Raw genomic sequence first — 24,688 nt, forward strand, 5'->3', positions numbered from 1 at the left:
AAATATTAAAAAGTTAAGTTAAGTCCCATTAAGTAATTTCTTGTAGATGGGTTATTGGTACCAATAACCAACTGACGCGGCTGATAGCCGTTAACAGCCTGATTCTGATCTCCCGTAGAGTTTGGTTCTGGATCCATTCCTGAGAATTTGTGATACGGAGAGAACAACACTACCGGGTTTGTTACGGTAAAATAAATTCTCAGGGCACTTATTTTCAGATCGTCCAACAGGTTTTTGTTGAAATTATATCCAAGAGTGATGGTTCTTAATTTCACGTACGAAGCATCAAACATGGCTAATGTAGAAGAATATTTAGGATTATCTCCGCTTAAATGTCTACCAGGACGTGGGAAATAAGCATCAGTATTATCTTCTGTCCAGTAATCTACATCTACGTTATTCCCTCTACCGGTTAATCTGTTAAGATAACTTGCAGATCCATATAATGTACTTACAAGAATTCCTCCGTGCTGAAAAGCTCCTACTGTACTCAGGTCGAAATTTTTATAAGAAAATCTCATATTAAAACCACCTTGATATTTAGGCGCTGTATTGAATACCTGCATATCATCAGGACCGATAGCTCTCATAGGAGTTCCATCTGGATTATATCCTCCGGTATATAAAACTTTAATCGAACCTACTACATCTGCTGCAGATCCTGGCTCTAAGATACTTTGGTAAGCATCACCTGCCTGCCATAAACCAATATATTTATAATCATATAAAGCATTGATGTTGTATCCAACGAACCAAAGGTTATTCAAATCACGAGTTGCCCCTGAAGCAAGTGATAAAATTCTGTTTTTGTTGGTATAAAAGTTAACCCCAGCTTCCCAAGAGAATCCTTCAGGATTATTTACAATGATACCGTTTAATGAAAATTCAACCCCTTTATTTTCTGTTTCAGCAACATTTTCAAGAACATTTGATAAACCGGAAGATATTGGTAAATTCTTTCTTGTTAAAAGGTCAAAAGTATGGGTTTTATAATATTCTACGCTACCTGTAAGCCTATTATTAAACAATCCAAAGTCTACCCCATAGTTTTGTGTTTTAGAATATTCCCAGCCCAATGATGCATTTGGCGCCTGCGATACATATACACCTGTTGTATTGGTATTTCCGAAATTGTAAGGCGTTACGGTTAATCTTCCTAAGGTAGAATATTCAGGTACTGCCTGATTTGAAGTTTGTCCCCAACCTGCTCTCAACTTAAGTAAATTAATCGCTTTTACATTTTGCATAAAAGATTCATTGGTAATGTTCCAACCCAATGATAATGCAGGATAAGTATGCCACTTATTCCCCGGAGCCAATCTGGAAGATCCGTCCGCTCTTAATGTAGCAGTCAACATGTACTTATTGTCAAAAGTATACATTACCCTACCCATTGCCGATAACAATCCCCATTGTGCGTAACTCTGATTGTTAGGATCTACTGTTATGTCAGCCTGAGGAGATTGTCCTAAATTATAATACTGAAAGAAATCGGCAGGTACATTTCTTGCACTCATGTAGGTACCTATAGATCTGTTTCCTTCAGCTGAATAAAGACCAACTGCATTAATCTTATGTTTACCAAAAGTTCGGTCATAAGTTAATAAATTTTCCAATGCCCAGTGGTAAGTCTGGCTGTTTCCTCTTCCTGCAGACGATGATGTTGCCGGATTAAAACTGAAAACGCCTACGCCAGCATAATTTCCACTATTTGATGTCCGATAATCCAAACCTACATTTAGTCTGTATTTCAATCCGTTAATTGGCAGCGTTACTTCACCATACATGTTGTTGTATGAAGCAAAAGATTTGGTTTCATCAACATATTTCTGGCCTAATGCTTCAATATTTTGCCTTGAAAAAATCCAAATCTGATCTGCTCCTCCACCTGTAGTCATTGTTTTTTTAGGACTTCCGTCTGCATTATAAGGATTAGCAAGAGGAGAATAGCCTAAAATAGCACCTGGATTCAGACCATTAGCTTCAGATTTAGAATAGTTGGTATTGGTTGTGAAACCTACCCGAAAACGCTTTCCTAATTGTTGATCGACAGCCATTCTTAAAGCAAATCTCTCATAATTTTGTAAAGGTATGAGCGCATCCTGCTTGAAATAAGATAAACCTACACTGTAGTTACCGCCCTCAGTACCACCAGATACCCCGATATCGTGGCTGGTAATCATTGCCGGCTTATAATATAGGCTTTGCCAATCAGTATTTGTAGTTAAGCTCTCGTCACCATTAGTCTGGTACAGAGGTGTTGTAGAAGTCTGGCCAGCTGATGGCGCTGGTGTAGCATAATTACGAAGTTTTGCAAAAGCAGGGCCGTCCATCATTGGATATCTTGAGAATAAAGTCTGAACTCCATTGAAGGTATTATATGTAAATCTGGCTTTTTGCCCTTTTGACCCTCTGTTTGTTGTAACTAATATTACCCCGTTTGCACCTCTTGAACCATAGATTGCGGTTGCAGAAGCATCTTTAAGAATATCTATACTTTTAATATCGCTTGAACTGATATCTCCTAATGATCCGACGAATGGAATACCATCAAGAACAATAAGCGGATTATTATCCCCTGTTAATGATCGCGTTCCACGGATACGAATCTGTAAAGCAGCTCCAGGCTTAGTAGAATTCTGAGAGATATCCACCCCTGCCGCTCTTCCCTGCAATGCCTGCGTTATGTTGGCAGAAGGTACCTCACGAAGTGCATCCCCTTTTACAGAAGCTACGGATCCCGTTACAGCTTCTTTTTCTTTGGGTACCATATCCGATGACAACTACTTCCTCTATCTTTTTCTCCTTGGGCACCGTATCTTTTTTTACCTGAGCATACGCCATGCCGGCAGGTAATAAGGCCATGGCAAAAAAGAGGGCCGCCTTATTGGTTTTTGAAAAATAAAATCGGTTCATAATTATTATTTTTAAATATTAGGGTTGAAATAAAAAGGCTGGTAATAATTATAGTTTTTAATAATCCTTAGTGTTTAGCAGCCTTTTCATTTATTTTTAGATATACATGTTCACAATAGCTTCAAACAATTCCTGTTTTCCGCTTTTTGGCTGAGGTTCCCCAATTTCATGTGCGATTCTCTGAAGATCCTCTAAGGTAAGAGATCCTTCTTCAAATGCCTTTCCGTGCCCGTTGTCAAAAGAAGCATAGCGGTCTGTTCTTAATTTGTTATAATCCGAATTTTCAAGAATGTCGGCAGCAGCCAAAAGTCCTTTGGCAAATACATCCATTCCTGAAATATGAGAGATGAATAAATCTTCAGGATCGATAGAGTTTCTTCTGATTTTAGCGTCGAAGTTTACTCCTCCTTTTCCTAGACCTCCTGCCGGTAGCAACACCAACCATGCCTGAACCATTTCCAGATAATCTACCGGGAACTGATCGGTATCCCATCCGTTCTGGTAATCTCCTCTGTTCGCGTCGATGCTTCCTAGCATTCCTGCATCTACTGCTGCCTGAAGTTCGTGCTCGAAAGTATGCCCTGCCAGTGTAGCGTGGTTTACTTCGATATTTAATTTAAAATCTTTATCTAATCCGTAATGTCTTAAGAATCCGATCACCGTTTCAGAATCGTAATCATATTGGTGCTTGGTAGGCTCCATCGGCTTAGGCTCGATCAAGAAATTTCCCTGGAAACCTTGCTGACGGGCATAATCTCTGGACATTGTTAAGAAACGTGCCAAATGATCTTTCTCACGCTTCATATCCGTGTTCAAAAGACTCATGTATCCTTCTCTTCCACCCCAGAATACATAGTTTTCTCCTCCAAGTGCGATAGTTGCATCAATAGAGTTTTTCACCTGAGTTCCGGCACATGCCAATACATCAAAATTCGGGTTGGTAGAAGCTCCGTTCATGTATCTTTCGTGGGTGAAAACGTTTGCCGTTCCCCAAAGAAGCTTAATTCCCGTTTCTGCCTGCTTTTGCTTGGCATATTCTACAACCGCCTGAAGGTTCTTTTCATAATCTTTCCAGTTGTCTGCAGGATCTACCAAGTCGATGTCGTGGAAACAGTAGAAATTGAAGCCCATTTTAGACATAAATTCAAAACCTGCATCCAGTTTATGCATCGCTCTTGTAACAGCGTCGTTTCCGATATCCCAAGGATGGTGAATGGTTGCTCCACCGAATGGATCGCTACCGTTGGCACATAAGGTATGCCACCAAGCCATTGCAAAACGCGTCCAGTCTTTCATGGGTTTTCCCATCACGATTTTCTCTGCATCATAGTAACGGAACGCCATCGGATTTCTGCTTTCCTTCCCTTCAAACTTAATCTTTTCAATCCCGGTGAAATACTCTTTTGTACCTGTTAAAGTGTTCATATTGATCTTATTTATTTTTTAATTAATTTTAAAATTTTGCGTGAAAATCCCCTGCTCACTGATGGTAAAGGCTCAGCAAGTACAATGGAAATTTCCGTTGTAGCTCTTTAGATGATTTCGTTAAGATGATTTGTCCATCTCGTGTAGGCTTCTAAATATTGTTCGCGTTTTTCGTGTTCCGGTTCTATGACAGCGATTTTTTCAAGTGATGAAAATGCTTCTTTAGAATCTGCATAAAACCCGATTCCCATTCCTGCAGCCCGGGCAGCTCCTACTGCACCGTCGGTATCGTACAATTCGATCACCGCATTGCTGACACTGGCCAGCGACTGGCGGAAAATCGAACTTAAAAACATATTGGCATTTCCTGCACGGATCACCTGAATATCCATCCCGATGTTTCGCATGATGTTCATCCCATATTCGTAGGAAAACACAATTCCTTCCTGCGCGGCTCGCAGAATATCTCCCTTTGAATGAATATTAAAGTTGATCCCGTGGATCGAACAGCTGGTATCCTTGTTCTCCAACACCCTTTCCGCTCCGTTTCCGAAAGGGATGATGCTCAGTCCTTTGGAACCGATCGGCGAAAGCGAAGCCATATCGTTCATATCTCCGTAAGAAGAAAGTGAAGTGGCAAAATTATGCTTCAGCCATGAATTCAGAATCCCGGTTCCGTTGATGCAAAGCAAAACGCCTAATCTTGTCTGCTCCGGTGTATAATTTACGTGGGCAAAAGTATTTACTCTGGAAAGCTTATCGTAGTCCAATTCATCAAGTACCCCGTACACTACTCCTGAAGTCCCTGCCGTTGAAGCAATTTCTCCCGGATTGAAAACATTCAGTGATAACGCGTTATTCGGCTGGTCTCCTGCTCTGTAGGAAATTGGGGTTCCTTCTTTCAGACCTAATTCCTGAGCTGCAGCAGCAGAAACGGTGGCCTGAATACCGAATGTCGGTACGATTTCAGGAAAAAAGCTTTTCGGGATTCCGTAATAATTGATAACGTCTTCCGAAATGCAGTTGTTTTTGAAATCCCAGAAAATCCCTTCGGATAATCCTTCTATCGTGATACCGATCTGCCCGGAGAGTCTCATCGCAATATAGTCTCCCGGAAGCATGATCTTATCTATTTTTTCAAAAATCTCAGGTTCGTGTTCTTTTACCCATGCTAATTTGGATGCGGTAAAATTTCCCGGTGAATTCAGTAAGTGCGATAAGCATTTTTCTTCACCGATGGTTTTGAAAGCCTTTTCACCATATGGAACAGCGCGGCTGTCGCACCAGATGATCGAAGGTCTCAGCAGGTTCTGGTCTTTATCTACGAGAATCAGCCCGTGCATCTGCCAGGTGATCCCGATTCCTTTAATATCCTCCGCCTGTACGCCGGATTCGTGCATTACGGCTTCATGGGCAAGCTTAAGATTGGTCCACCAGTCCCCAGGATTCTGCTCTGCCCAGCCCGGGTGGATTGCAGTGATTTTCATTTCCTTTTTCGGGGAAAATTCTGAAGCAATCACTTTTCCGCTGGATGCCTCGATGAGACATACTTTCACAGAAGAACTGCCAATGTCATAGCCTAGTAAGTACATAGTATAAAGAAGGGTATTATTTTATTAGTTTAGTATTGTTTTTCTTAAAGACCTTGGCATCAAACTTATAATATCTGGCGGCACGGTGCGATACGTTCTTTTCGATCTCATCCAGGGGAACAATATAGTTGAAGGATGATATTTTTTTATGAAAATTTTTAATATCTATATATTTTTCGCTCAATGCGCTATATAGCTGGTACAGTTGCCTGATCGTAAATCTTTTCGGCAGAAGCTCGAAAATAATCGAGAAATCCGACTCGATCCACTTTCTGATCTCGATCAGCGATTCGCTGATGATCTTGTTGTGATCGAAAGGCAGTGAAGGAACCTGATCGATCGGAAACCAGTCTACCGTGCTGTATTTGGTACTGTTGATCTTATGATCGATTTTGCAGAGCGAAAGGTAAGCCACGGTGATAATCCTGTCGATGTGATGCTTATACTCCTCTCCCATCCAGTTGATATCCTTTTCATTGTTTGCCCTCATCGGGTCTGCAAAGCACTTAAATTGCTTCAATACCATTTTCCTGATCCCTGTAAGCTCGTGAAGAACTCTCTCTGCCGCGTCGTCTACATCTTCATCACTAAAAATAAGACTTCCCGGAAGCTTAATCTGCTTTTCCGCATCAAGATGTCTTTCTACGAGTAAAATATTCAGTCTGTTTTCATGGTCAAATCCAAAAACAACACAATCAACAGAAACATAAGTATGTATAAATTCAGGGCTCATTAAAGTGTTAACATTTATGTAACATGACAAATATAAAAATTCAGACGAATAAAAAAAATATTTTTATTGCTAACACTTAAATATCAGCAATTTACATATCGATTTTTTATGATAACAATTGTATATAAATAATGATAAGGTTATCATATAATTAACACTTACATTTATTGTAAGAGATCATTTTACAAGCATTTATGTTAAAAAAATACATTAAAAATTTCTTAAAATTTATGTTAAAATAATATGATAAGAATTGTTAAAAAATATTTTTAAAAAAATTATAAACAAGTGTAAAAAAAACACTTTTACAGCCTAAAAAGCATTAAAAAAACATTAATTTTTTTACCATTTTTGTAGGTGAGGTCGCCTAAAATTATAAAAAACGGAATTTGGGTAAATGATTGCAATCGCAGGATCCACTTTTACATTTATTCTATTTAATATCTACACCAGATAATAATGGAGGTGAAAAGTGGAGATAAATTATTGCAGATGATTTCTATCGCTCACATACAGCTATTTTCACAGTGATAAAAGGATCTTTAACAATACCTTGAAAAAATTAAACGTACAACTAGATATAGGAAAGATTATCAACAGCTGGATCACCAATTACACTATTAACATATAAAATAACAAACCCGAATCTAAAGACAGAATTTATGATTCACGTAACTTGCGGCATCTCTAAAATAATTTTAAAAGTTAAAATCTTATTAAAAAAATAAACCCACTGCAAAAGTGGGTTTAATGCGGTTAAAAAAATACAATTCGAGACAGTCGATTCTCTTCGTAAATCCGTATTTTGCCATTCTTTTTCCATGAAACCAGTCAAAGACAGCAACCATTCATCAGGTAAATAAAATAAGCTTATGACGTTAACCGAAATTTCTTACGAGGATGAGTTTGAAAGAGCCATCTCTCCGGCTCAGGCGGCTACCCTGGATAGGTACATCAAAGTATTTTCCGTAAACGGCATGGCCAAAAAAAAAGAAGAATACCGGAAAGGGGAACGAATCCATTTAATATATTACAGGGATCCTGATGACCCGGTTGAAGCGATCCTGGCAGACTACAAGTTGTTTCCGACCATCGAAATCCGCGAAAGGCACAGGGCGGGAAACTACATACGGGTCGATGACTTTGAGTATGCGGACGGAATTCTGTGGGCCAAGGGGATTTCGGTATTTGACCATAAGGGCAATGAAATTTACAGCAGTCCGATCGATGCCGTAACCAACCGGCATGATTATGACGAAACTAATAAATATTTCTATAACGACCACAATAAAAAATTATATGTTTTCTGGTACGGAACGAATGGCCAGTTCAGTTGTATGATGAGCTATAATCCCAATCATAACCCCTATTTAAACGAATTCAAGCAGGACTTCCGGCTGGAGGATCTTCCGGGCCTGCCCGATTTCAACTGGCCGGAAATGGAATATTATCACCATGCGGAACCGGTGGTTCCGGCTGACTCCGGATTTCATGAATAAACAGAGGTTAAAGTAAAAATAAAGAATATGTCATATCATTATTATATATCAGTAACGGCTCATATAAATAATAGAGGTGTTGATGCCACGATAAGCACCCCGACAATGGAAGAGGCATCAGAGCTTTCATTGATGGGTATCGACGAGATCACACAGGTTATCAACAACTTACATACTGTCGTATCCGGACAGCTGGACTATCTGAATTGGGGCACGGACCTGCTCAATGTAACTTCTGAAGGTGATGTAACCCAATACGGACGTTATGATAAAGCAATGGAAATCCAAGTGACCACCCAGAGCCTGATCAGTTTTTTAACAGAGCTAAAAAGGTTTAAAGAACACTGTATGGAAAGAGATTATTATAAAAGCATTATCAGCCGTGCGTTCACCAATGTGAGGGCTAATCCTTCCCGTTACAGGCGCTGGCCTTCTTCAGATCTGTATTATCTTATTACCATAGACCGGATCACCGTTACACTGTCCATAGAAACTGAAGATTTTCATTTGTCAGCTGAAGAATATACCGCTCAGCTGAAAAGATATTTTTAATGACTTTTTAAAATTATCTTTTTATTTTTACAGCAGATATTATGAGTATTTACACGAGTCTGATTAAATATCACTCCTTTACCGCTCTCTTTACAATCAGATAAGCAGCATCCAGTATTTTAACAAGATGAATATACGACCCGATCATCCTTCTCTCCTCTTCGCATCGGGAATCTGAAAGAGAAAAATAAACAGCCGATGAAAGAAACTCTTCGTATTCTTTCCTGCGGTAAGCTTTAAAAGCCTTTCGGAGCACCCGCACCGAATCCCGGTATTTTTCGGCTGATAGGCTTCCCATTATCAAGGATGCGCTTTTCTCAGGAGATTCCTCATCGTCCATTTGTTTCTTTTATTTCTGATGAGAAAACATGCGCGAACAAAAGATCTCAGCGCCAGGTAGAAATGAAAGGCCTCCGCCGCATCCTGAGCCGGTACGGATTTCTTTTTTACAGCGGAGATCATAATCTTATTAAGCATTCCCCGGGCGGTCGCCGGATCGTTGAACTGGAAAAAGGTTTCCAAAAGTCTTATCCCCGAATGCACTTTACTGCCGGACCAAAACCGGGCTTCCAGATTTAAATTTTTCTTTTTCATCATTTTGTTTTGTTAGGTTTCTTTATAATCAGGTACACAAAATTTTCATATTATCAAATTGCTGTACTGCGACTTCAATTACAAATGTAATGATAATTTTTATTTATTACCGAATTCGGTAACGATATTTTTTTAATTAAATATCAAATTGCATGAAACGTGCAATTATGAATGAATTTAAGACGAAAGAAATCAAAAGGTTAATCGCTGAAAAAATTAAAACAGCAAAAGGTGACATTCCTTACTCAAAAATTGCCGAAAAATGCAATGTCACCTCAGCCAGAATCAGCGATGTAGCCAACAATAAAATTGATTGTCAGCTGAGTACTTTACTTGAAATTGCTACCGGTCTGAGAATTCATCCTAAAGAACTTTTTGATATTGCTTTTGATTTTGAAGAATATTATTCTGAACTTGATAAATAAAATAATCCTGACGAGCGTCGGGATTTTTTTGTTTTACGGAAACCCGTAAGGCGATGATCTGGAAGCTGCTTATCTTTACTTTATTAACCAACAAAATTATTTATTATGAGTGACGATTTAAATAAAAGAAGACCGCAGGATGCAAGTAAAATTAATGTGCATGAAGACTGGGAATTAGAATATTGGTCAAAAGAGCTTGGTGTTTCTAAGGAAAAAATAAGAGAGGCCGTCAAAGCTGTTGGGACTTCTGTGGCTGCAGTGAGAAGGTACCTTGGAAAATAATTTAAGTTCAATGATAAATCCTAACGAGAGTTGGGATTTATTTTTTGAGGACACAATTATAATTCATGAGAAATTCCGTGAAAATACGGATAGGGAATTTTGTGGTAGTTTTTATTTTTGTTGTTTCTGAAGCTACATGAAGATTAAATAAATTTACGGCAGTTATATCAAATAACTATTAACCCTAAACTAAACAATGACTTATACTTTTAAAAATACTGAAATTAATAATGAAAAAGCATCAGTCTTTGAGACAAAATCCTTATTATATTTAATTGGAAAAAGTGATAGTAAAAATGATATTGAATATATCACTTTTGACTGTTTCAATGATGTAAGTGGAATAGATAAGCATGGAAAAAATATTTGGGATATCCAATCTAAAAATGAAGGAAATCTTAATCCTAAAAAAATTGGACAATATTTCTTCACTCTTTTTGACAATTCAATATCAAAACTAAATTTTAAAGAATTTATATTTTTCACCAGACAACTTAAAGACGAGTATAAAATAGACAAATTGATAAGAGCTTACAGTTTTAATAATTTTGAAATAAAGACAAAACAAAGAATTAAAAATGGGCTAAGCAAAGAGATAGAGAGGGTGAAAGGCAAAGTTATTAACTATGATAATGAAATTGATTCATTTTTAGAGAATGTTCTAATAGTAGAAGACGATAGAACTGAACAAGAATACCTAAAACTTATAACTAAATTTAAAAATAAATCTCTCAAGACAGATAATTTTTACTCAACTGTTTTTAAGGAATTAAGAGATCTTCAATCTTCCAAAAAAAATTCATTAATTGAAAATCAAATGATTTCTAATATTTTAGATGTGATAAATTTCAATCGCCATTTAAAAATTCTCGAAATCGATACGTTTCTTATTTGTCGAATAATTGGCGTAGAAATTTTTAAATATAAAAGTATACCTTTAGATTTTTTTGATTATGTTAAAGATTTATCACGTGATGATAGAGAAGATTTAATTCAGGAATGTAATTCTAACTTATCCAGATGTTTATTCAATAAAACAAGTAATAAAGAATTTTGGAAAATTTGTGAAAAAATTATAAATTATTTAGATAAAAATTTCACAAATAGTACTGAGGATATTTATAAAGCACATTTTAATTCTTATATTCCAAAATATAATTATCTCAAAGAAATGACTATAAAATATATAATCGCTTTAATTATAGAAGGCTTCAAATGATTATAAAAAAAATTGCAATCGGAAATAATTCTGAAGCTTTTATTGAAGAAAGATTCCAGAATAAGACAAACATAATCTTTAGTGATGATAACAATAAAGGTAAAACAATACTAATGCAAAGTATCGTTTATTCTATTGGCTATGAATCAATTTGGCCTGTAGGATTTAACCCTAGAAATTATTATTTTTATTCAAAAATATCATTTGAAAATATTGATTATGAATTCCTTAGACATAATAATTCTATTCTAGTTATTGGAAACAATCAAAATTACATATTTAATAGTATAACTGAATTTAAGTATTTCTTAGCTAAAGAGATTATTCCAATACCTAATATTCCAAAAGATGGACAATTAAAAATCTCAGATTTAAGCTTATTTTATGAATTATTCTTTTTGGGTCAAGATAGAAGAAATACATCAAATCTAATTGTAAAGTCTTTTAATAATAAGACTGATTTTTTAAATATGGTATTTTCTTATCAAGGGCTATTGAATGTTTTTTTTAATGATAATTCAGATGTTGAAGAATTAAAAATAAGAAAAGGAGAGTTAGAAGAAAAAATAAAAATTGAAAAAAAGAAAATTCAAATTTTAAAAAAAAATCCTAAAATAGCTAACTATGTAAGTAGTTTAGCTAATAATGAAGATTTTGAACGCATCAAAAAGAGGTTACGAGATTTGCATAATTCTATAACCGAATTACGAAAAAACAGAAATAGAGAAGAAAATAGAAAAATTAAGTTAGACTATCTTATTATTGAATTAAACTCACTAAATAGAAACTTAACAGCGGGAAAGGTTAAATGTTCTGACTGTGGTAGTTCTAAGGTCATTTTTTCAAATGATGATTTCGAATTTGATGTAAGTAATCAATATATCCGTAATAGTATAATTGAATCAATTAGGGAGAATATAAAACTGAAAGAAGAAGTTATTATGGAATTAGATGGAATTATTGAAAAAGAACAGATTGAAATAAATAAACTTTTAAAAACACCTAATCCTGAATTTAGCAATTACATTCTATTTGAAGCAGAAATTAGAGATTCTATAGAGATAGATAGTTCTGTTACGGTTTTAAGAAATGAATTGAATGAAATAGAAAATAATATAAAAAATATTAGCAATAGTATCGAATATAACAAACTTCAACAAGAAGAATTATTAGAAAAAATAATTAGCGAGATCATTAGATTATATAGACTAATTGATCCGAAAGGAACAATGTTAATTAATGGACTTTTTACAAAGACAAATGAAACATTTTCGGGAAGCGAAGAGCAAGAATTTTATTTCTGCAAAATTGTTGCATTAAATAATATTCTCGAACATAAATATCCAATTATAATTGATTCATTTAGGGAGGGAGAACTTTCCACAGCAAAAGAAGAAAAAATGATTGAAGAATTTGTTAAACTAAATAAGCAAGTAATTTTAACTTCAACGCTAAAAAGAGAAGAGTATTCTGCTGATAAATACTTGTCATTTCAAGATGTTAATACACTTGATTATTCTAAATTAGAAGATAGTAAACTTTTACAAAAAGAACATTTAGAAAAATTTTTAAAAATAATAGAAAAGTTTCCGATAAAACTTAAATAACATTTTTGCTACTTCTTTTAAAATCAAATATTAATTTATCCGTAATCTATATAATTTACCCGTACCAATAAAATTTCGCATATAAACCCTCAATGGCAACAAAATTGCTGCTGCTTAGTATTGTTGAATTTTATGATAACTGCAGACCGTTCATTCGAAAACAATTTTACTTCCGACTTACTGATTCAGGCCCTCGCCTGCTCTCCCGCACCCACCGCCCTTTATTCCGGCGAAGACATTATCATCCGTTTTGCGAACCAGGGAATGCTGGAACTTTGGGGGAAGGACGCTTCCGTGATTGGGAAACCACTGATGGAGGCACTTCCGGAACTGGAAGGACAGCCTTTTTTGGGACTTTTGCAGCAGGTCTGGCGTTCGGGGAAAACCTATGCGGTATCGGAAGCGCCGGCTAAGCTGATTAAGAACGGAGTTGAAACGCTGGATTATTTTGATTACGAATATCGTGCCCTTTTGGATGAAAACCAAAAAACCTGGTGCATCCTGAACACGGCACTGAACGTTACCTCTCGCCGCGAATTCCTGGAACAGCTTCGGGTGAAAGAAGAAAGGGAACAAGCCCTGAATGAAGAAATGGCCACTACCCTCGAGGAACTGACCTACAGCAATGAAGAACTCGGCAATTCCATTCAGCAGCTTGCCCATAGCAAAGAATATATCCGTGCCATCATCGAACAGGCCCCCGTGGGAATCGCGATGCTGAAAGGACCGGAGCATCTTATTGAGATTGCCAATCCGGCGATCCTACAGATCTGGGGACGTACGGAAGATGAAGTCGTGGGTTATCCGCATGAACAGGTACGACCTGAACTGCGCGGCCAGCCTGTGAACGGATGGCTCCGTGAAGTATACGAAAGCGGTGTCCCGAAAATAAACAACGAATTTCTGGTAAAACTTCATCATAAAGACGGATTGCGGGAAGCGATCGTCAACTCCATTTACCAGCCTATCTTTTCAGAACACGGAGAAATTTCAGGGGTCCTGATCATCCTTGAAGAAATTACCCAGCAGGTATTGGAACGGCGCAAAAATGAAAACGACCAGCATATGCTGGCGATGGCCATCGATGCGGGGGAACTCGCTACTTTCTATTATCAGCCTGAAACCAATCTGTTTTCCGGCAATACGCTTCTCAAGAACTGGTTTGGTCTTTCTTCGAGTGAAAATTTAGATCTGTCCATCGCATTGGAGGTGATTATTCCGGAAGACCGGGAACGTGTTGCTTCTGCCATCGTTCAGACTTTAAGCAAGAATTCCAACGGCCATTATTTCGTGGAATACCGGATCCAAAATAAATCAGACTATAGAGTCCGGTTGCTTCAGGCCCGCGGACGGGTTTTCTACGATACACAGGGGAATGCTCTGAGCCTTAACGGCACTTTAAGAGACATCACCGAACAAAAGAAAGAGGAAGAACGGAAAGACGATTTTATGGGAATCGTAAGCCACGAGCTGAAAACCCCGATCACTTCGCTAAAAGCTTATCTTCAGGTGTTGCAGCGGATGGCGGTAAAAGCAGAACATCAGCTGCAGCAGAGTACCCTGGAAAAATCCCTCAAGCAGGTGGATAATATGGCTGCGATGATCAATGGTTTCCTGAATGTCTCCAGGTTAGATTCCGGGCAGATGCACATCGAAAAGACAACCTTCGATTTCCAGCTGCTATTCTCAGAAATTGAGGATGAGGTTTTATCCGTTATTCATACCCATCAGTTTATTTTCCAAGCAGCCGGGCCTTTGCAAGTATCGGCGGACCGCGAGAAAATTTCGCAGGTCATCCACAACCTCATCGGAAACGCGGTAAAATATTCACCGATGGGAACGGTGGTTACGGTGGAATATGCAAAAACGGAAGATAACCGCTTACAAATTAAGGTTCAGGATCAGGGCAAAGGAATATCAGCAGATGATCAGCAGCGGATATTTGAACGGTACTACCGGGTACAGGATAATCAAAACACCTCTATAACAGGCTTTGGGATCGGACTTTACCTCTGCAAAGAAATTATCGAGCTTCACGAAGGCAGCATTGAGGTTGAGAGCTCACAGGATGAAGGTTCGGTTTTCTCATTTGTTTTGCCGCTTAAAGGATAAACTATTTATTCACTTAAGAAAACAATTTAAATATCGCTTGTTTTCAAATCTGCAATATTTAAACTTAAGTCAATAAAAAAATAAAACACCGAAGAAATAGTCTCCGGTGTTTTTTATAGCTTGTCTATGTAGATTTTACATAAATGGTATCTTAAGCTGCGGTATATTCTCCCTCCTGGTCCTTATGCCAAAACGTTACCCGCTCTGCGCTGACTTTTATTAAACAGATTCCCGGGGTATCGATGCCTTCCGGAAACCACTGTTCCAGGCCATCCACCCATTTTTCTTCAAGGGTTTCCTTATCCTTGACTATCGATGCCTTACCGTAGCAATCGATAAACAACATATCATCGGTTTGGTAAATGAGATTCACCTTGTTGTCATTTTCAATCTGTTGAACTTTATTGCTGTCCTCGTATGTGAAAAACCACGAGTCTCCGTCATATTCTACTTTGCCGTTGTTGCTCATCGGCCTGGAATGCGGAACCTGTTTTTCGTCGCGTGTGGTCATCATGCAGAAGTCTAAATCTTTCATTTTTTCTGCAATGGTCTGTAATGATGCTTTTTCCATTTTAATTTTTTTTGTGAAGTTTTGGTGTGTACGAATTATTTTCTTTTCCTTTACTCATTGTCATATCAAATAACTGAAATAAAGGAGATAACTGCTTTATATTCCAAGTATAACCAAAAGATATACCGATTATCTAAAAGACGGGACAACTCTGTTTTCCTGAAAGAGAAAACCTGAATTTAACTTTGTCTTTTATACAATAGGATAACTACTTTGGGATTGGCATGCATTTGGTTCAGGATGGGAAAAATAATTCGTATGATCAAAAAAATCTTTACCCTGATGTTTTCGTTATCTTTAGTAAGCTGTATTACTCTGGTAAGCTGTATCGATGACCTTGAAATTCCTATACCCTTTGATGTTCCCGTAACGGTGGAACAGAATCTTCCTTTTGCTACGGTATCTACCAATTCATACCTTCGCTATCCGGAGATTACCCTGAACCTGGATGTAGATGCTGCGATTAAGGAAAAAAATTCAAAACTGTCTATCAACAATCTGAAAAGCGCAAAGCTTACCGGTTTTTCCATCGAGTATATCAGTTCTCAGCTGGGAAACAAGCTTGATGTTATCAGCGGTGCCAAAATTTATATCAAGGCTCCTAATTTACCGGAAGTGCTGATCGGTACGGTTGAAAATAACACCAATCCGAATCAGGTGGTGTTTAATACTGTAGATACGGAACTTATCGAGTATTTTAAATCCAAACAGAATTCATTGATTTTAGAAGTAAAAGGCTCAAAATCCAGCCTGGATGAACTGAAAGTGAATCTGAAACCTGTTTTCAAGATTACATTGGGATTGTAAAAACCATTTACCAGAACATAAAAAAATGCAGGATTTCTATCCTGCATTTTTCATGTAAAAATATTGTAAAACAAGCAGGCATTGCCTGAACTTTTTAAGGAATTATCTTTTCCGCTCTCAGCTTCTCAAACAAACGGATAAAAGAATCCTCTGTGCTTTCAAAAGCGGTAAAGCCGAGTTTCCTGCTTTTAGACATATCGGTCATCACCTCCAGCGGCCTTCCCAGGTCCAGATCGGTGTGCCAGGCTGAACTCAGGCGGTTAAGGTCTTTTTCTTTCAGATCATATTTCTCTGCGATTTCGCTCCAGGCTTCCTGTTTGGTTTCCATTTCTTTTTCGAGAGGCCTGATGGCACCATTGTAACCGTCTGCCTCGATGCCGAAATAGTCTGTTATTCTTTTCCACAACCACTTCCACCGGAAAACATCCCCGTTGGTAACATTAAAGGCCTGATTTTTTGCTTCTTCTATGGTTGATGCCCAGATTAGCTGCTTTGCCAGGATTTTTGCGTCGGTAACATCTGATAATCCGTTCCATTGCGCTTCAGAACCGGGCCACACAAATTTCGCCCCCGTTTCTTTGCATATACTCGCATAAACAGCCAGTGTGATTCCCATATTCATCAGGTTGCCGATAGCATAACCTATCACGGTATGAGGCCGGTGAATGCTCCAGGAAAAGTGATCCCTTTCTGCCGCTTCGTACACTGCATCTTCCTGGGCATAATAGAAATTGGGATATTCTAGTCTGGGATGCTCTTCCCGCACCGGCGTTTCAGGTAAAGTTCCCGCATTTACGTACGCTTCAAACGGGCCCAGATAATGTTTCAACCCTGTAACCAATGCCACATGACGGACCGATTTTTTCGGCGATAAAACATTAAGCAGATTTTGAACCATTACCCTGTTAACGGTAATATTTTCCTGCTCATTCTCTTTTCGCATCCAGGTGGTAAAAAAAACGTGGGTGGGAGTAATATCTTTAAGAGCTTCCGACAAGCTTTCTTCGTCCAGCAGATCTGCCTTAACCGGCTGTAAACCCGCTACAGTCGATAGGTGATTTCGTGCGAGACCATAAGTGGTCCAGTTCTGGGAAATTAATTCTTCAGCAAGATTGCTTCCTGTAATTCCGGTTGCGCCAACAACCAATGCTCTATTTTTCATAAGAATATTTTTGTTACACTTGTTTAAGCCTAACAAAAATAGGAACAGAATGGTCTTAAAAAACTTGACAGAGATCAAGAGTTTAAGAAGAAAGAACTAAAATTATTGAAACAGCAGTTTCTTTCTGATCCTGCTTACCGTTTCCGGACTTAGCCCCAAATACGAAGCAATTAATGTATGCGGTATTCTTTTGGCGATTTCAGGATTGGTCTGTACCAGTGATATATATTTCTCTTCGGCGGTCGATTTATTGGAAATCATCAGTCGGTGGTCTTTGGTCACCAGGCTGTTTTGGTATAAAATCCTAAAATACCGGTCCATTACCGGAATCTGGAGCATTAACCGTTCGTAATTATCAAAACTGATGAGAAGCACTTCAGAATCTTCAATGGCATCGATGTTCAGCAGTGCTTTTTCACGATTGATAAAACTATTGAAATCCGAAATCCACCAGCCTTCAAAGGCAAAAAGACTGATCCGATCCTGCCCTTTTTCATCGCTCATAAAGGACTTTAAAATTCCGCAGCTTACGAATGTCAGGTAATTGCAGATTTCCCCTTCCCGCAACAAATACTGTTTCTTTCCGAGACGTTTCTGTACGAAAAAGGATTTCAGCAGAACGATATCCTGCTCACTCAAATCAACCTTCTCTCGGATGTGTTTGGTTAAGACCCTGAACATAATGTGTTATATATAATCAAATAATCGAATGTAAATACGGACTATGCGAATACGGGCATGACCAACATGTGCATAATTCCAGGTAAAGGTAAGGTAAATCCAAATCCGATCAATACTCCTGGCTGATTATTCATTGATAAAGAGTACATTTCAGATGCATCAGAAATCCGAATGAATACCTCACGTCCGATTGAATTACCTAATTATTGGGAATAATCAAATTCAAAGCCAACACTTATTGCCGACTTCCTTAATTTTCGAATATCTAAAATTGGCAGTCTTTTCTATTGACAAAATATTTTACTTTCAGTCCGAGGTGTTTGAAGTATTCATTCTATGAATCAGCGATGGGACTTTCAGTATTGAGGCTTAAGCCACCTTCATTTTAAAAAGGTAATGAGATACTTTGTAATTGATGACGTCTCCGGATAAACGGTTGACGTACAGTCTTTTCTCATACAATCCTAAGAAATAACGGGAAAGGGTATAGATAAGCTGGTTCTGTTTCGGACAATCCGGCAGTTTAATATTGTAAAACGCTTCGATTTCAGCTTTAATGAGATCCGAAAGATTGTCTTCTGAGGTAAACATAGCAATTATTTATCAATAGTGAGTAAGTAATCCATAAAATGAAATTCAGGTTCTGAAATGAAAGCATCGTTTCTTTGATCCTTCTGTTGCATTTTATCGTCTACAGCAAAAGTACATTAAAAAAATGTAAAACATAATTAAAATAAAATTAAAATATCTGCCATAAATATTTTCAAGATCTTAAATTTCAATTCCTTATACCTGTCTATTTTCCAGCACCAAAGAATCATTTTTTTGATTCTGCAACATCAATCGGCTTTGAATATTCTCCGGAAACAGGCATACATAATAAAAAATATTAGCTTATTTCATCATCATTATTCATAGAAAAAAGACCGTAAATACGGCCTTTTTTATTTATTGAAAATTATTAAATACAATATGCTTTGCTTAAGCCGGATTGTTTCTTTCCGCTTCCAATTCCCAGACTCTGTGATTGGCAACTGCTTTTATGAAGGCATCATCGGCATTCTGATCATCTGAGCTGATAATACCCGGATCTTCATGTTTTTTGCTGCTCACATTACTCATTTTCAGGATCTCTTCGGTTTCCTTTCCGAAATAGATCGCTTTGCAATGCTTATATGCTTCATTTACAAAAAGGATTGTTCCTGGCTTATTATCTTCATTCAGGAGATTCTCAACCGATTTTTTGCCGCTGGCGATATACAATGCATCAAAGCATACACTGGCGGTGCTGGTTAATGAATGCTTCGGCGTAAAGCTTGTACCGTCATCTGCAGTCACCGGCGAAAGACTTCCCGCAATGATCTGAACCATGGCTCCTTTTCCTTCTAGTTTTGACTGTAACGCATTTACATCAGCTGCATGTACGCCGTCTTCCATAATGAAACCGATGATCCGGCTCTCAATGGAATCTTTAACGGTGTTTTTCATGCTCAATGCTTCAGAAGTTTTTGTCGACGGTTCTCGTTCCTCGCTTTGAAGCGTTTTCGGATCTGCATCCGCAGGAATGCTTCCGTTCGGCTGTTCCAGTTTGGTAACCTGTACACCTACTTTCTTTGCAACCGTAGCGGCCAGGTCTTTATCGATAAATGCCAGCTGCCCCACTACCCTTTCACGAATGGCAGGAATGGTTACTTTCGACAATTCGAAGATCAAAGCATTCTGAAGATGTTTCTTTTCCGGTGCCGATTGGCTGTTGTAGAATAATTTAGCCTGAGAATAATGATCCACAAAACTTTTACTTCTTGCCCGGATCTTTTTCCCGTCGACTCTTTCTTCCTGTGTCGCAAAACCGCCATCTTTCATCATCGCCTGGAAAGGACATCCGCCACCCATAGAATTCGGTTCATAACTTACTTTTCCTTTTACGATCTGCTGTCTCATGTGACCGTCACGCTGGTTGTTGTGCACGGTATTGATGGATCGGTTAATTGGAATTTCATGGAAATTTGGCGAACCTAATCTGGATAACTGGGTATCGGTATAAGAGAACAATCTCCCCTGCAATAACGGATCATTAGAGAAATCGATGCCCGGCACCAAATGTCCCGGGTGGAAAGCAATCTGCTCGGTTTCCGCAAAGAAATTATCCGGGTTTCTGTTAAGGGTCAGCGTTCCTACCAATTCTACCGGAACTTCTTCTTCAGGAATCAGTTTGGTAGGATCCAGCAGATCGAAATCAAATTTATGCTCGTCTTCTTCTGGAATGATCTGCACGCCGAAATCCCATTCCGGGAACGCGCCGTTTTCAATCGCTTCCCAAAGGTCCCTCCTGTGGAAATCCGGATCTTTACCCGAAATCTTTGTCGCCTCATCCCAGGCTACGGAATGGACTCCCAATTTCGGCTTGAAATGGAACTTCACGAAGTGCATCTTTCCTTCCTCATTAACGAATTTAAAAGTGTGAACCCCGAAGCCTTCCATCATTCTCAAGCTTCTCGGGATGGCCCGGTCGCTCATCGCCCACATGATCATATGCATGCTTTCCGGCATCAGGGAGATAAAATCCCAGAACGTATCGTGTGCAGAAGCTGCCTGCGGAATCTGGTTATCCGGCTCCGGTTTTACAGCATGAATGAGATCCGGAAATTTGATGGCATCCTGTATAAAAAATACCGGAATATTGTTTCCTACCAGGTCGTAATTGCCTTCTTCCGTATAAAATTTAACGGCAAACCCTCTTACATCCCTTGCGAGATCGGTACTGCCCGCACTTCCTGCTACAGTAGAGAACCGCACGAAAACAGGAGTTTCCTTCCCTTCTTCCGATAGGAATTTAGCTTTTGTATATTTGGCTAAGCTTTTATTGAGCTTAAAAGTTCCGTGTGCACCCGAACCGCGTGCGTGAACAATCCTTTCCGGGATTCTTTCGTGATCGAAATGGGTAATTTTTTCTCTTAAAATAAAATCCTCCAGCAAACTCGGTCCTCTTTCGCCCGATTTCAGGGAATCCTGATTGTTGTTAATCTTTAAACCCTGATTGGTTGTCAGCGCCGCACCGGAATTATCGGTGGTATGGTCCTGAAGCTGATTTAATTTTCCGTCGGAAAAATCTTTGTTTTTCATATGATAATAATTTTTGTGATTAGAGCTACGCGATGATGGAACAACAATTGTACCCCTTAGGGCACAGGCTGCTAATTAATAACAGTTATAAATAATTATCCCGTAAAATCCCCGTCACAAATGGTTGTTATTGCTGTTTATTTTTATTTTCAATAAGTAAAAAGGCTTCTCTCCAATTTGCTGTTCCAAAATACAACCAATAAAAACCATAGAATTATTCATTATTTGAAGATAAACTCATCTATATGGCATTTGTCTTGTAGGCCATTAGTAGATTAATTTAATTTCTATGAAAAAACTAATTTTAACAGCAGTATGCCTTATTGGACTGTCAGCCTGCAATAAACCTTCAAAAACCACTGAGAATACCGTTACCGCCGAAAAGAAAGCAGTAGGTGCGGATAAAGATGATCATGGATGCATCGGTTCTGCAGGACAGACCTGGAGCGAACTGAAGCAGAATTGCATCCAGGTTTTCAACGAAGGGTTCCGGCTGAATCCTATTGCTCGTGAAAAAGATGCCGCCGTGATCAGTGCCTTTGTTTTATGGAGCCAGGATAAGAGTAAAATCGAACTTTTTTTGCCGGATGATGTAAAACAAGAGAGTATTATTCTGAATAAGACAGAGAACGATCTGTATCAGAATGACCAATATAAATACGATGCAAACAAATCCATTCTTTATGTGGATGGCGTAGAGAAATATAAAGGCAATGTAGAATAGGAATTGTTTTCTATGGTTGTTTTTGAAAAATCCTCAGGTTGAGCCTGGGGATTTTTCTTTGTAATTACTTTTATTCTGGGCTGAGTAGATGTATTCAAGATCATTGATTTTCGTCGGAGTAGTATTGCCGCTTTCAAGACCGAATTTCTGAAAAGACTGGTCATATTTCCGTTCAAATCATATTCTAAAGATTCTGTGTTTTCTCCAAGGTCTAAGTTGCTGCTAATTTTTCTTCTGCAAGAAAGCAGCTATGCAAAATATTTTGAAGGATTAATTTTAAAAGTCAACTAAATACTAATACCGTTGAAACTCTTTACCTTATTTTGCATATTTCAGAGGTGACGCTACCTTCTCCCTTAACGCTGGTTTCTACTATCGAGCAGTTATCTTCAATGTCATTTATTGTGCACTTATATCCTCCTACAGAATTCACATAAAGGTCAATTTCATTATATTGACTTTTTGTTGTATCAAGAATCAAAGTATATTGATTATCATCTTTCCAAAATATTTTATAGTACCTATCTTTTTTTAGTTTTTTGCCGGTGTCAAGATCAAATGTTTGTTCAATTTGAAAGTCCGCAGTTCGTTGCAAGAGATATTTTCTGTTAGAATTCTTATTAATTAGTTGAAATTTTCCAATTTTGAAATCTGTAGATTGCATATCCTTCTTAGTTTCTGTTTTTTTGCAGTTAAGAAGAATAAAAGTAGTTGAAAGAATAGTGATTATTTTCATAGATATTTAATGTTTTAAATCTAAATTTTTAATATTTCTTGAAAAACAACACTCCACTTGAAGCAGAGTGTTATAATTTAGTTATAAAAAATTTATGAATTACTGTTAAAAGCTGTAAGGGCGAGTAATTCTATATCAAATAATGTATTTTAAATAGCAGATATTCTATTAATATCAAATATATCTATATCTTTTTCCTGAAAAATATCCTCTAAGGCAGATTTACCATTTTCCATTTTATATTCTAGTTCTTTGTCTGAAATTGGAACTCCCAAAAGCCAATGTACAGTTTTATTAGGAAGTTTCAACGGTTCTAGTTTATCCTCCCATAAGAAAGGTGATATAAACATAATATGCTCCATTTCAGAGGTTTCATAATACATTTCAATAATTCTCATAAATACTGCCCCTGATTGACACTGCCATTTCATATTAATAATATATGAACTTTATTAAAATTAATTTTTCAAATGATTTTGCAAATAATCAACAAGCAATTGTTCCAAATCTTCATCAAGATCATAATACTCATCATCTAATTTCTCTAATGAATCAAAAATTTCATCATCAAATTCAGTAATTTTTTCTAATTTTCTACTGAAAATTCTTGTTCTAAATTCTTCAATGTCGTAATGTTCACTGTTGACAATTTCTACTGCTTTCTCTAAAATTTTTGATGCTTCAAATGCTTTTATAAGCTTTAAATTTTCAATGGTTAAATAAGCAAATTGTCCATATGAATTAAAAAAGTATTGATGTAAACCACCATTAAATACCTGTTCATGATAAATAATTATCGTATAGGTGACCTGTAAATTTTGAGGCAAATCATTAATATAATCATACCACAAATCCTTATCATTTAATATTTTATCATTTAAACCTTTAACCGAATTTGCATAATATTTGCTGGATATTTCTTCATTTTTCATAATAATATTTGATTTATATCGCTTTGACTGCTCTTGCCAAAAGAATCCTGTGACAGAAAAAGGGGCAGATTTAATTATGTAATTCTACCCCTTGAGTTTAAAGTGACATCTGCTCAAAATTTAATTTGGCAATTGTTTTATTAAATGGGTTTATAACATACTTTCATATATCTTTATTCTTCCTCTATTAATTCTAAAAATAAACTTTGCAAGTCTTCATTTAGTTTCTCCTTGGTATCTTCTGTTGTCAAAATAAACTCATTATCGATACCTTCTGCATAAGTTGAGCCGTCTAATATTCCTAATACGTGAGATAATGTATTGATCTCAACAATTTTTAAAAAATTTAAAAATGTCTCTTTCTCAATTTTTGAAAAATTGATATACATCGGCAGTATACCTTTCCAAATAGGATCTGTGGCCTGCGTAGTGTTTTCCAATAAGTCTTTATATAAACTTAAATTTTCTTCAATAACTTCCTTATTAAGGATTTTTACTAATTCTTCCGGTTTCATTTAAAAGGTAGTTTTTTTAAATAGTCTGCTAATAAATCTTCTACATTTTCGTCTTCAATATTATAATATATATCATCTAATTTTCTTAAGGGCTCATCTAAGATATCCTCTCTGAAAAGTCTTTTAAGATTTTTATTTAATAGTTGTTTCCGAAATTCTTCATCGCTCAAATTATCATCTTTTACTAGATTGAAAGCATTTTCTAATAAATTTGATTTTTTAAATGCTCCTATTTCAATTAAAGCGTCTATCGTTTCCTTTGCAAATTGCCCATAACCGTTTACAAAATATTGGTCAAATCCCCCATTAAATACCTGGCTTTCCACTAGCACTGTAAGATATGTTGCTTGAAGATGTTTAGGAAGATTTACAATGTGACTATACCAATATGGCATATCACTATCAAACCAGTCATCTTTAAGATCCTTGGTCGATTGTAGATAGTATTTTTCAATTAGTGTTCTGTTGCTCAACATATAAT

General features: G+C 37.2%; 26 protein-coding genes. 9 read left to right on the forward strand and 17 right to left on the reverse strand.

Annotation, left to right across the window (positions count from 1 at the left end; genetic code table 11):
• Window positions 1-5 precede the first annotated feature (5 nt).
• The 5 genes from QE422_RS14240 to QE422_RS14260 form a co-directional block, all read right to left on the reverse strand.
• Complete coding sequence (locus tag QE422_RS14240) at window positions 6-2,771, reverse strand: SusC/RagA family TonB-linked outer membrane protein (RefSeq protein WP_307459667.1); 2,766 nt, start codon at window positions 2,769-2,771, stop codon at window positions 6-8.
• Window positions 2,704-2,916, reverse strand: a complete 213-nt coding sequence (locus tag QE422_RS14245) for a hypothetical protein (RefSeq protein WP_307459669.1) — start codon at window positions 2,914-2,916, stop codon at window positions 2,704-2,706. Before QE422_RS14245 ends, QE422_RS14240 begins: the two co-directional genes overlap by 68 nt.
• Before the next feature lie 96 nt (window positions 2,917-3,012).
• Complete coding sequence (xylA, locus tag QE422_RS14250; RefSeq protein ID WP_307459671.1) at window positions 3,013-4,341, reverse strand: xylose isomerase; 1,329 nt, start codon at window positions 4,339-4,341, stop codon at window positions 3,013-3,015.
• A 107-nt stretch (window positions 4,342-4,448) separates the two neighbouring features.
• Window positions 4,449-5,933 (reverse strand): xylulokinase, encoded by a 1,485-nt coding sequence (locus QE422_RS14255; RefSeq protein ID WP_307459675.1) that lies wholly within the window; start codon window positions 5,931-5,933, stop codon window positions 4,449-4,451.
• A gap of 16 nt (window positions 5,934-5,949) precedes the next feature.
• Complete coding sequence (locus QE422_RS14260; protein WP_149246078.1) at window positions 5,950-6,666, reverse strand: NUDIX domain-containing protein; 717 nt, start codon at window positions 6,664-6,666, stop codon at window positions 5,950-5,952.
• 872 nt (window positions 6,667-7,538) lie between these two features.
• Here QE422_RS14260 and QE422_RS14265 point away from each other — a divergent pair.
• Both QE422_RS14265 and QE422_RS14270 read left to right on the forward strand, forming a co-directional pair.
• A complete protein-coding gene (locus tag QE422_RS14265; RefSeq protein WP_307459680.1) occupies window positions 7,539-8,165 on the forward strand; it encodes a hypothetical protein in 627 nt (208 codons plus the stop codon).
• Between the two features lie 27 nt (window positions 8,166-8,192).
• On the forward strand, window positions 8,193-8,717 hold the full coding sequence (locus tag QE422_RS14270) for a hypothetical protein (protein ID WP_307459683.1): 525 nt from the start codon (window positions 8,193-8,195) through the stop codon (window positions 8,715-8,717).
• 70 nt (window positions 8,718-8,787) lie between these two features.
• On the opposite strand, the gene QE422_RS14275 is transcribed toward QE422_RS14270, so the two are convergent.
• A complete protein-coding gene (locus QE422_RS14275) occupies window positions 8,788-9,015 on the reverse strand; it encodes a hypothetical protein (RefSeq protein ID WP_307459686.1) in 228 nt (75 codons plus the stop codon).
• Window positions 9,016-9,017: 2 nt separating this feature from the next.
• Complete coding sequence (locus QE422_RS14280; RefSeq protein ID WP_307459688.1) at window positions 9,018-9,314, reverse strand: hypothetical protein; 297 nt, start codon at window positions 9,312-9,314, stop codon at window positions 9,018-9,020.
• Between the two features lie 149 nt (window positions 9,315-9,463).
• Here QE422_RS14280 and QE422_RS14285 point away from each other — a divergent pair, with 149 nt between their 5' ends.
• The 5 genes from QE422_RS14285 (at window position 9,464) to QE422_RS14305 (ending at window position 14,956) form a co-directional block, all read left to right on the forward strand.
• A complete protein-coding gene (locus QE422_RS14285; protein WP_307459691.1) occupies window positions 9,464-9,736 on the forward strand; it encodes a hypothetical protein in 273 nt (90 codons plus the stop codon).
• Between the two features lie 105 nt (window positions 9,737-9,841).
• Window positions 9,842-10,018 (forward strand): DUF3606 domain-containing protein, encoded by a 177-nt coding sequence (locus QE422_RS14290; protein WP_307459693.1) that lies wholly within the window; start codon window positions 9,842-9,844, stop codon window positions 10,016-10,018.
• A gap of 196 nt (window positions 10,019-10,214) precedes the next feature.
• A complete protein-coding gene (locus QE422_RS14295) occupies window positions 10,215-11,237 on the forward strand; it encodes a hypothetical protein (protein ID WP_307459695.1) in 1,023 nt (340 codons plus the stop codon).
• Window positions 11,234-12,844: a hypothetical protein gene (locus QE422_RS14300; RefSeq protein WP_307459698.1), complete on the forward strand. Its 1,611-nt coding sequence runs from the start codon at window positions 11,234-11,236 to the stop codon at window positions 12,842-12,844. The genes QE422_RS14295 and QE422_RS14300 overlap by 4 nt, the downstream gene beginning before the upstream one ends.
• A gap of 132 nt (window positions 12,845-12,976) precedes the next feature.
• A complete protein-coding gene (locus QE422_RS14305) occupies window positions 12,977-14,956 on the forward strand; it encodes an ATP-binding protein (protein WP_307459700.1) in 1,980 nt (659 codons plus the stop codon).
• A gap of 151 nt (window positions 14,957-15,107) precedes the next feature.
• Here the strand turns inward: QE422_RS14305 and QE422_RS14310 are convergent, their stop codons facing one another.
• Entirely contained in the window at window positions 15,108-15,527 is a 420-nt protein-coding gene (locus tag QE422_RS14310) for a pyridoxamine 5'-phosphate oxidase family protein (protein WP_307459704.1), read from the reverse strand.
• A gap of 258 nt (window positions 15,528-15,785) precedes the next feature.
• Between QE422_RS14310 and QE422_RS14315 the strand changes: the two genes are divergently transcribed.
• On the forward strand, window positions 15,786-16,334 hold the full coding sequence (locus QE422_RS14315; protein WP_307459707.1) for a hypothetical protein: 549 nt from the start codon (window positions 15,786-15,788) through the stop codon (window positions 16,332-16,334).
• A gap of 94 nt (window positions 16,335-16,428) precedes the next feature.
• Here the strand turns inward: QE422_RS14315 and QE422_RS14320 are convergent, their stop codons facing one another.
• From QE422_RS14320 to QE422_RS14335, 4 genes are all read right to left on the reverse strand, one after another.
• Window positions 16,429-17,496 carry an SDR family oxidoreductase gene (locus tag QE422_RS14320; RefSeq protein WP_307459710.1) on the reverse strand — a complete coding sequence of 356 codons (1,068 nt, stop codon included), beginning with the start codon at window positions 17,494-17,496 and terminating at the stop codon, window positions 16,429-16,431.
• Window positions 17,497-17,598: 102 nt separating this feature from the next.
• Window positions 17,599-18,177 carry a Crp/Fnr family transcriptional regulator gene (locus QE422_RS14325; RefSeq protein WP_307459714.1) on the reverse strand — a complete coding sequence of 193 codons (579 nt, stop codon included), beginning with the start codon at window positions 18,175-18,177 and terminating at the stop codon, window positions 17,599-17,601.
• A gap of 369 nt (window positions 18,178-18,546) precedes the next feature.
• The gene (locus QE422_RS14330; protein WP_307459716.1) at window positions 18,547-18,768 is read right to left on the reverse strand and encodes a hypothetical protein; all 222 of its coding nucleotides are present in this window, start codon (window positions 18,766-18,768) and stop codon (window positions 18,547-18,549) included.
• A gap of 390 nt (window positions 18,769-19,158) precedes the next feature.
• Window positions 19,159-21,300, reverse strand: coding sequence for a catalase (locus tag QE422_RS14335; RefSeq protein ID WP_307459719.1), 2,142 nt, complete (start codon window positions 21,298-21,300; stop codon window positions 19,159-19,161).
• A 289-nt stretch (window positions 21,301-21,589) separates the two neighbouring features.
• Here QE422_RS14335 and QE422_RS14340 point away from each other — a divergent pair, with 289 nt between their 5' ends.
• A complete protein-coding gene (locus QE422_RS14340; protein ID WP_307459720.1) occupies window positions 21,590-22,024 on the forward strand; it encodes a hypothetical protein in 435 nt (144 codons plus the stop codon).
• 313 nt (window positions 22,025-22,337) lie between these two features.
• On the opposite strand, the gene QE422_RS14345 is transcribed toward QE422_RS14340, so the two are convergent.
• The 5 genes from QE422_RS14345 to QE422_RS14365 form a co-directional block, all read right to left on the reverse strand.
• Window positions 22,338-22,760, reverse strand: coding sequence for a hypothetical protein (locus QE422_RS14345; RefSeq protein WP_307459722.1), 423 nt, complete (start codon window positions 22,758-22,760; stop codon window positions 22,338-22,340).
• A gap of 149 nt (window positions 22,761-22,909) precedes the next feature.
• Window positions 22,910-23,191 (reverse strand): suppressor of fused domain protein, encoded by a 282-nt coding sequence (locus tag QE422_RS14350; protein ID WP_307459725.1) that lies wholly within the window; start codon window positions 23,189-23,191, stop codon window positions 22,910-22,912.
• A 27-nt stretch (window positions 23,192-23,218) separates the two neighbouring features.
• The gene (locus QE422_RS14355; protein WP_307459728.1) at window positions 23,219-23,692 is read right to left on the reverse strand and encodes a DUF4375 domain-containing protein; all 474 of its coding nucleotides are present in this window, start codon (window positions 23,690-23,692) and stop codon (window positions 23,219-23,221) included.
• A 173-nt stretch (window positions 23,693-23,865) separates the two neighbouring features.
• On the reverse strand, window positions 23,866-24,207 hold the full coding sequence (locus QE422_RS14360) for a hypothetical protein (RefSeq protein WP_307459731.1): 342 nt from the start codon (window positions 24,205-24,207) through the stop codon (window positions 23,866-23,868).
• Complete coding sequence (locus tag QE422_RS14365; protein WP_307459735.1) at window positions 24,204-24,683, reverse strand: DUF4375 domain-containing protein; 480 nt, start codon at window positions 24,681-24,683, stop codon at window positions 24,204-24,206. The genes QE422_RS14360 and QE422_RS14365 overlap by 4 nt, the downstream gene beginning before the upstream one ends.
• Window positions 24,684-24,688: the final 5 nt, after the last annotated feature.

The organism is Chryseobacterium sp. SORGH_AS_0447 (genome assembly GCF_030818695.1).
Classification (GTDB): Bacteria; Bacteroidota; Bacteroidia; order Flavobacteriales; family Weeksellaceae; genus Chryseobacterium.

Coding starts and splice junctions, on each gene's coding strand:
- QE422_RS14310 (WP_307459704.1), bottom strand. CDS start 15,527: ATGGAAAAAGCATCATTACAGACCATTGCAGAAAAAATGAAAGATTTA.
- QE422_RS14295 (WP_307459695.1), top strand. CDS start 10,215: ATGACTTATACTTTTAAAAATACTGAAATTAATAATGAAAAAGCATCA.
- QE422_RS14325 (WP_307459714.1), bottom strand. CDS start 18,177: ATGTTCAGGGTCTTAACCAAACACATCCGAGAGAAGGTTGATTTGAGT.
- QE422_RS14265 (WP_307459680.1), top strand. CDS start 7,539: ATGACGTTAACCGAAATTTCTTACGAGGATGAGTTTGAAAGAGCCATC.
- QE422_RS14345 (WP_307459722.1), bottom strand. CDS start 22,760: ATGAAAATAATCACTATTCTTTCAACTACTTTTATTCTTCTTAACTGC.
- QE422_RS14240 (WP_307459667.1), bottom strand. CDS start 2,771: ATGGTACCCAAAGAAAAAGAAGCTGTAACGGGATCCGTAGCTTCTGTA.
- QE422_RS14285 (WP_307459691.1), top strand. CDS start 9,464: ATGAAACGTGCAATTATGAATGAATTTAAGACGAAAGAAATCAAAAGG.
- QE422_RS14330 (WP_307459716.1), bottom strand. CDS start 18,768: ATGTTTACCTCAGAAGACAATCTTTCGGATCTCATTAAAGCTGAAATC.
- QE422_RS14335 (WP_307459719.1), bottom strand. CDS start 21,300: ATGAAAAACAAAGATTTTTCCGACGGAAAATTAAATCAGCTTCAGGAC.
- QE422_RS14300 (WP_307459698.1), top strand. CDS start 11,234: ATGATTATAAAAAAAATTGCAATCGGAAATAATTCTGAAGCTTTTATT.
- QE422_RS14275 (WP_307459686.1), bottom strand. CDS start 9,015: ATGGGAAGCCTATCAGCCGAAAAATACCGGGATTCGGTGCGGGTGCTC.
- QE422_RS14315 (WP_307459707.1), top strand. CDS start 15,786: ATGATCAAAAAAATCTTTACCCTGATGTTTTCGTTATCTTTAGTAAGC.
- QE422_RS14350 (WP_307459725.1), bottom strand. CDS start 23,191: ATGAAATGGCAGTGTCAATCAGGGGCAGTATTTATGAGAATTATTGAA.
- QE422_RS14270 (WP_307459683.1), top strand. CDS start 8,193: ATGTCATATCATTATTATATATCAGTAACGGCTCATATAAATAATAGA.
- QE422_RS14320 (WP_307459710.1), bottom strand. CDS start 17,496: ATGAAAAATAGAGCATTGGTTGTTGGCGCAACCGGAATTACAGGAAGC.
- QE422_RS14305 (WP_307459700.1), top strand. CDS start 12,977: ATGATAACTGCAGACCGTTCATTCGAAAACAATTTTACTTCCGACTTA.
- QE422_RS14340 (WP_307459720.1), top strand. CDS start 21,590: ATGAAAAAACTAATTTTAACAGCAGTATGCCTTATTGGACTGTCAGCC.
- QE422_RS14280 (WP_307459688.1), bottom strand. CDS start 9,314: ATGATGAAAAAGAAAAATTTAAATCTGGAAGCCCGGTTTTGGTCCGGC.
- QE422_RS14365 (WP_307459735.1), bottom strand. CDS start 24,683: ATGTTGAGCAACAGAACACTAATTGAAAAATACTATCTACAATCGACC.
- QE422_RS14355 (WP_307459728.1), bottom strand. CDS start 23,692: ATGAAAAATGAAGAAATATCCAGCAAATATTATGCAAATTCGGTTAAA.
- QE422_RS14255 (WP_307459675.1), bottom strand. CDS start 5,933: ATGTACTTACTAGGCTATGACATTGGCAGTTCTTCTGTGAAAGTATGT.
- QE422_RS14245 (WP_307459669.1), bottom strand. CDS start 2,916: ATGAACCGATTTTATTTTTCAAAAACCAATAAGGCGGCCCTCTTTTTT.
- QE422_RS14290 (WP_307459693.1), top strand. CDS start 9,842: ATGAGTGACGATTTAAATAAAAGAAGACCGCAGGATGCAAGTAAAATT.
- QE422_RS14260 (WP_149246078.1), bottom strand. CDS start 6,666: ATGAGCCCTGAATTTATACATACTTATGTTTCTGTTGATTGTGTTGTT.
- QE422_RS14360 (WP_307459731.1), bottom strand. CDS start 24,207: ATGAAACCGGAAGAATTAGTAAAAATCCTTAATAAGGAAGTTATTGAA.
- xylA (WP_307459671.1), bottom strand. CDS start 4,341: ATGAACACTTTAACAGGTACAAAAGAGTATTTCACCGGGATTGAAAAG.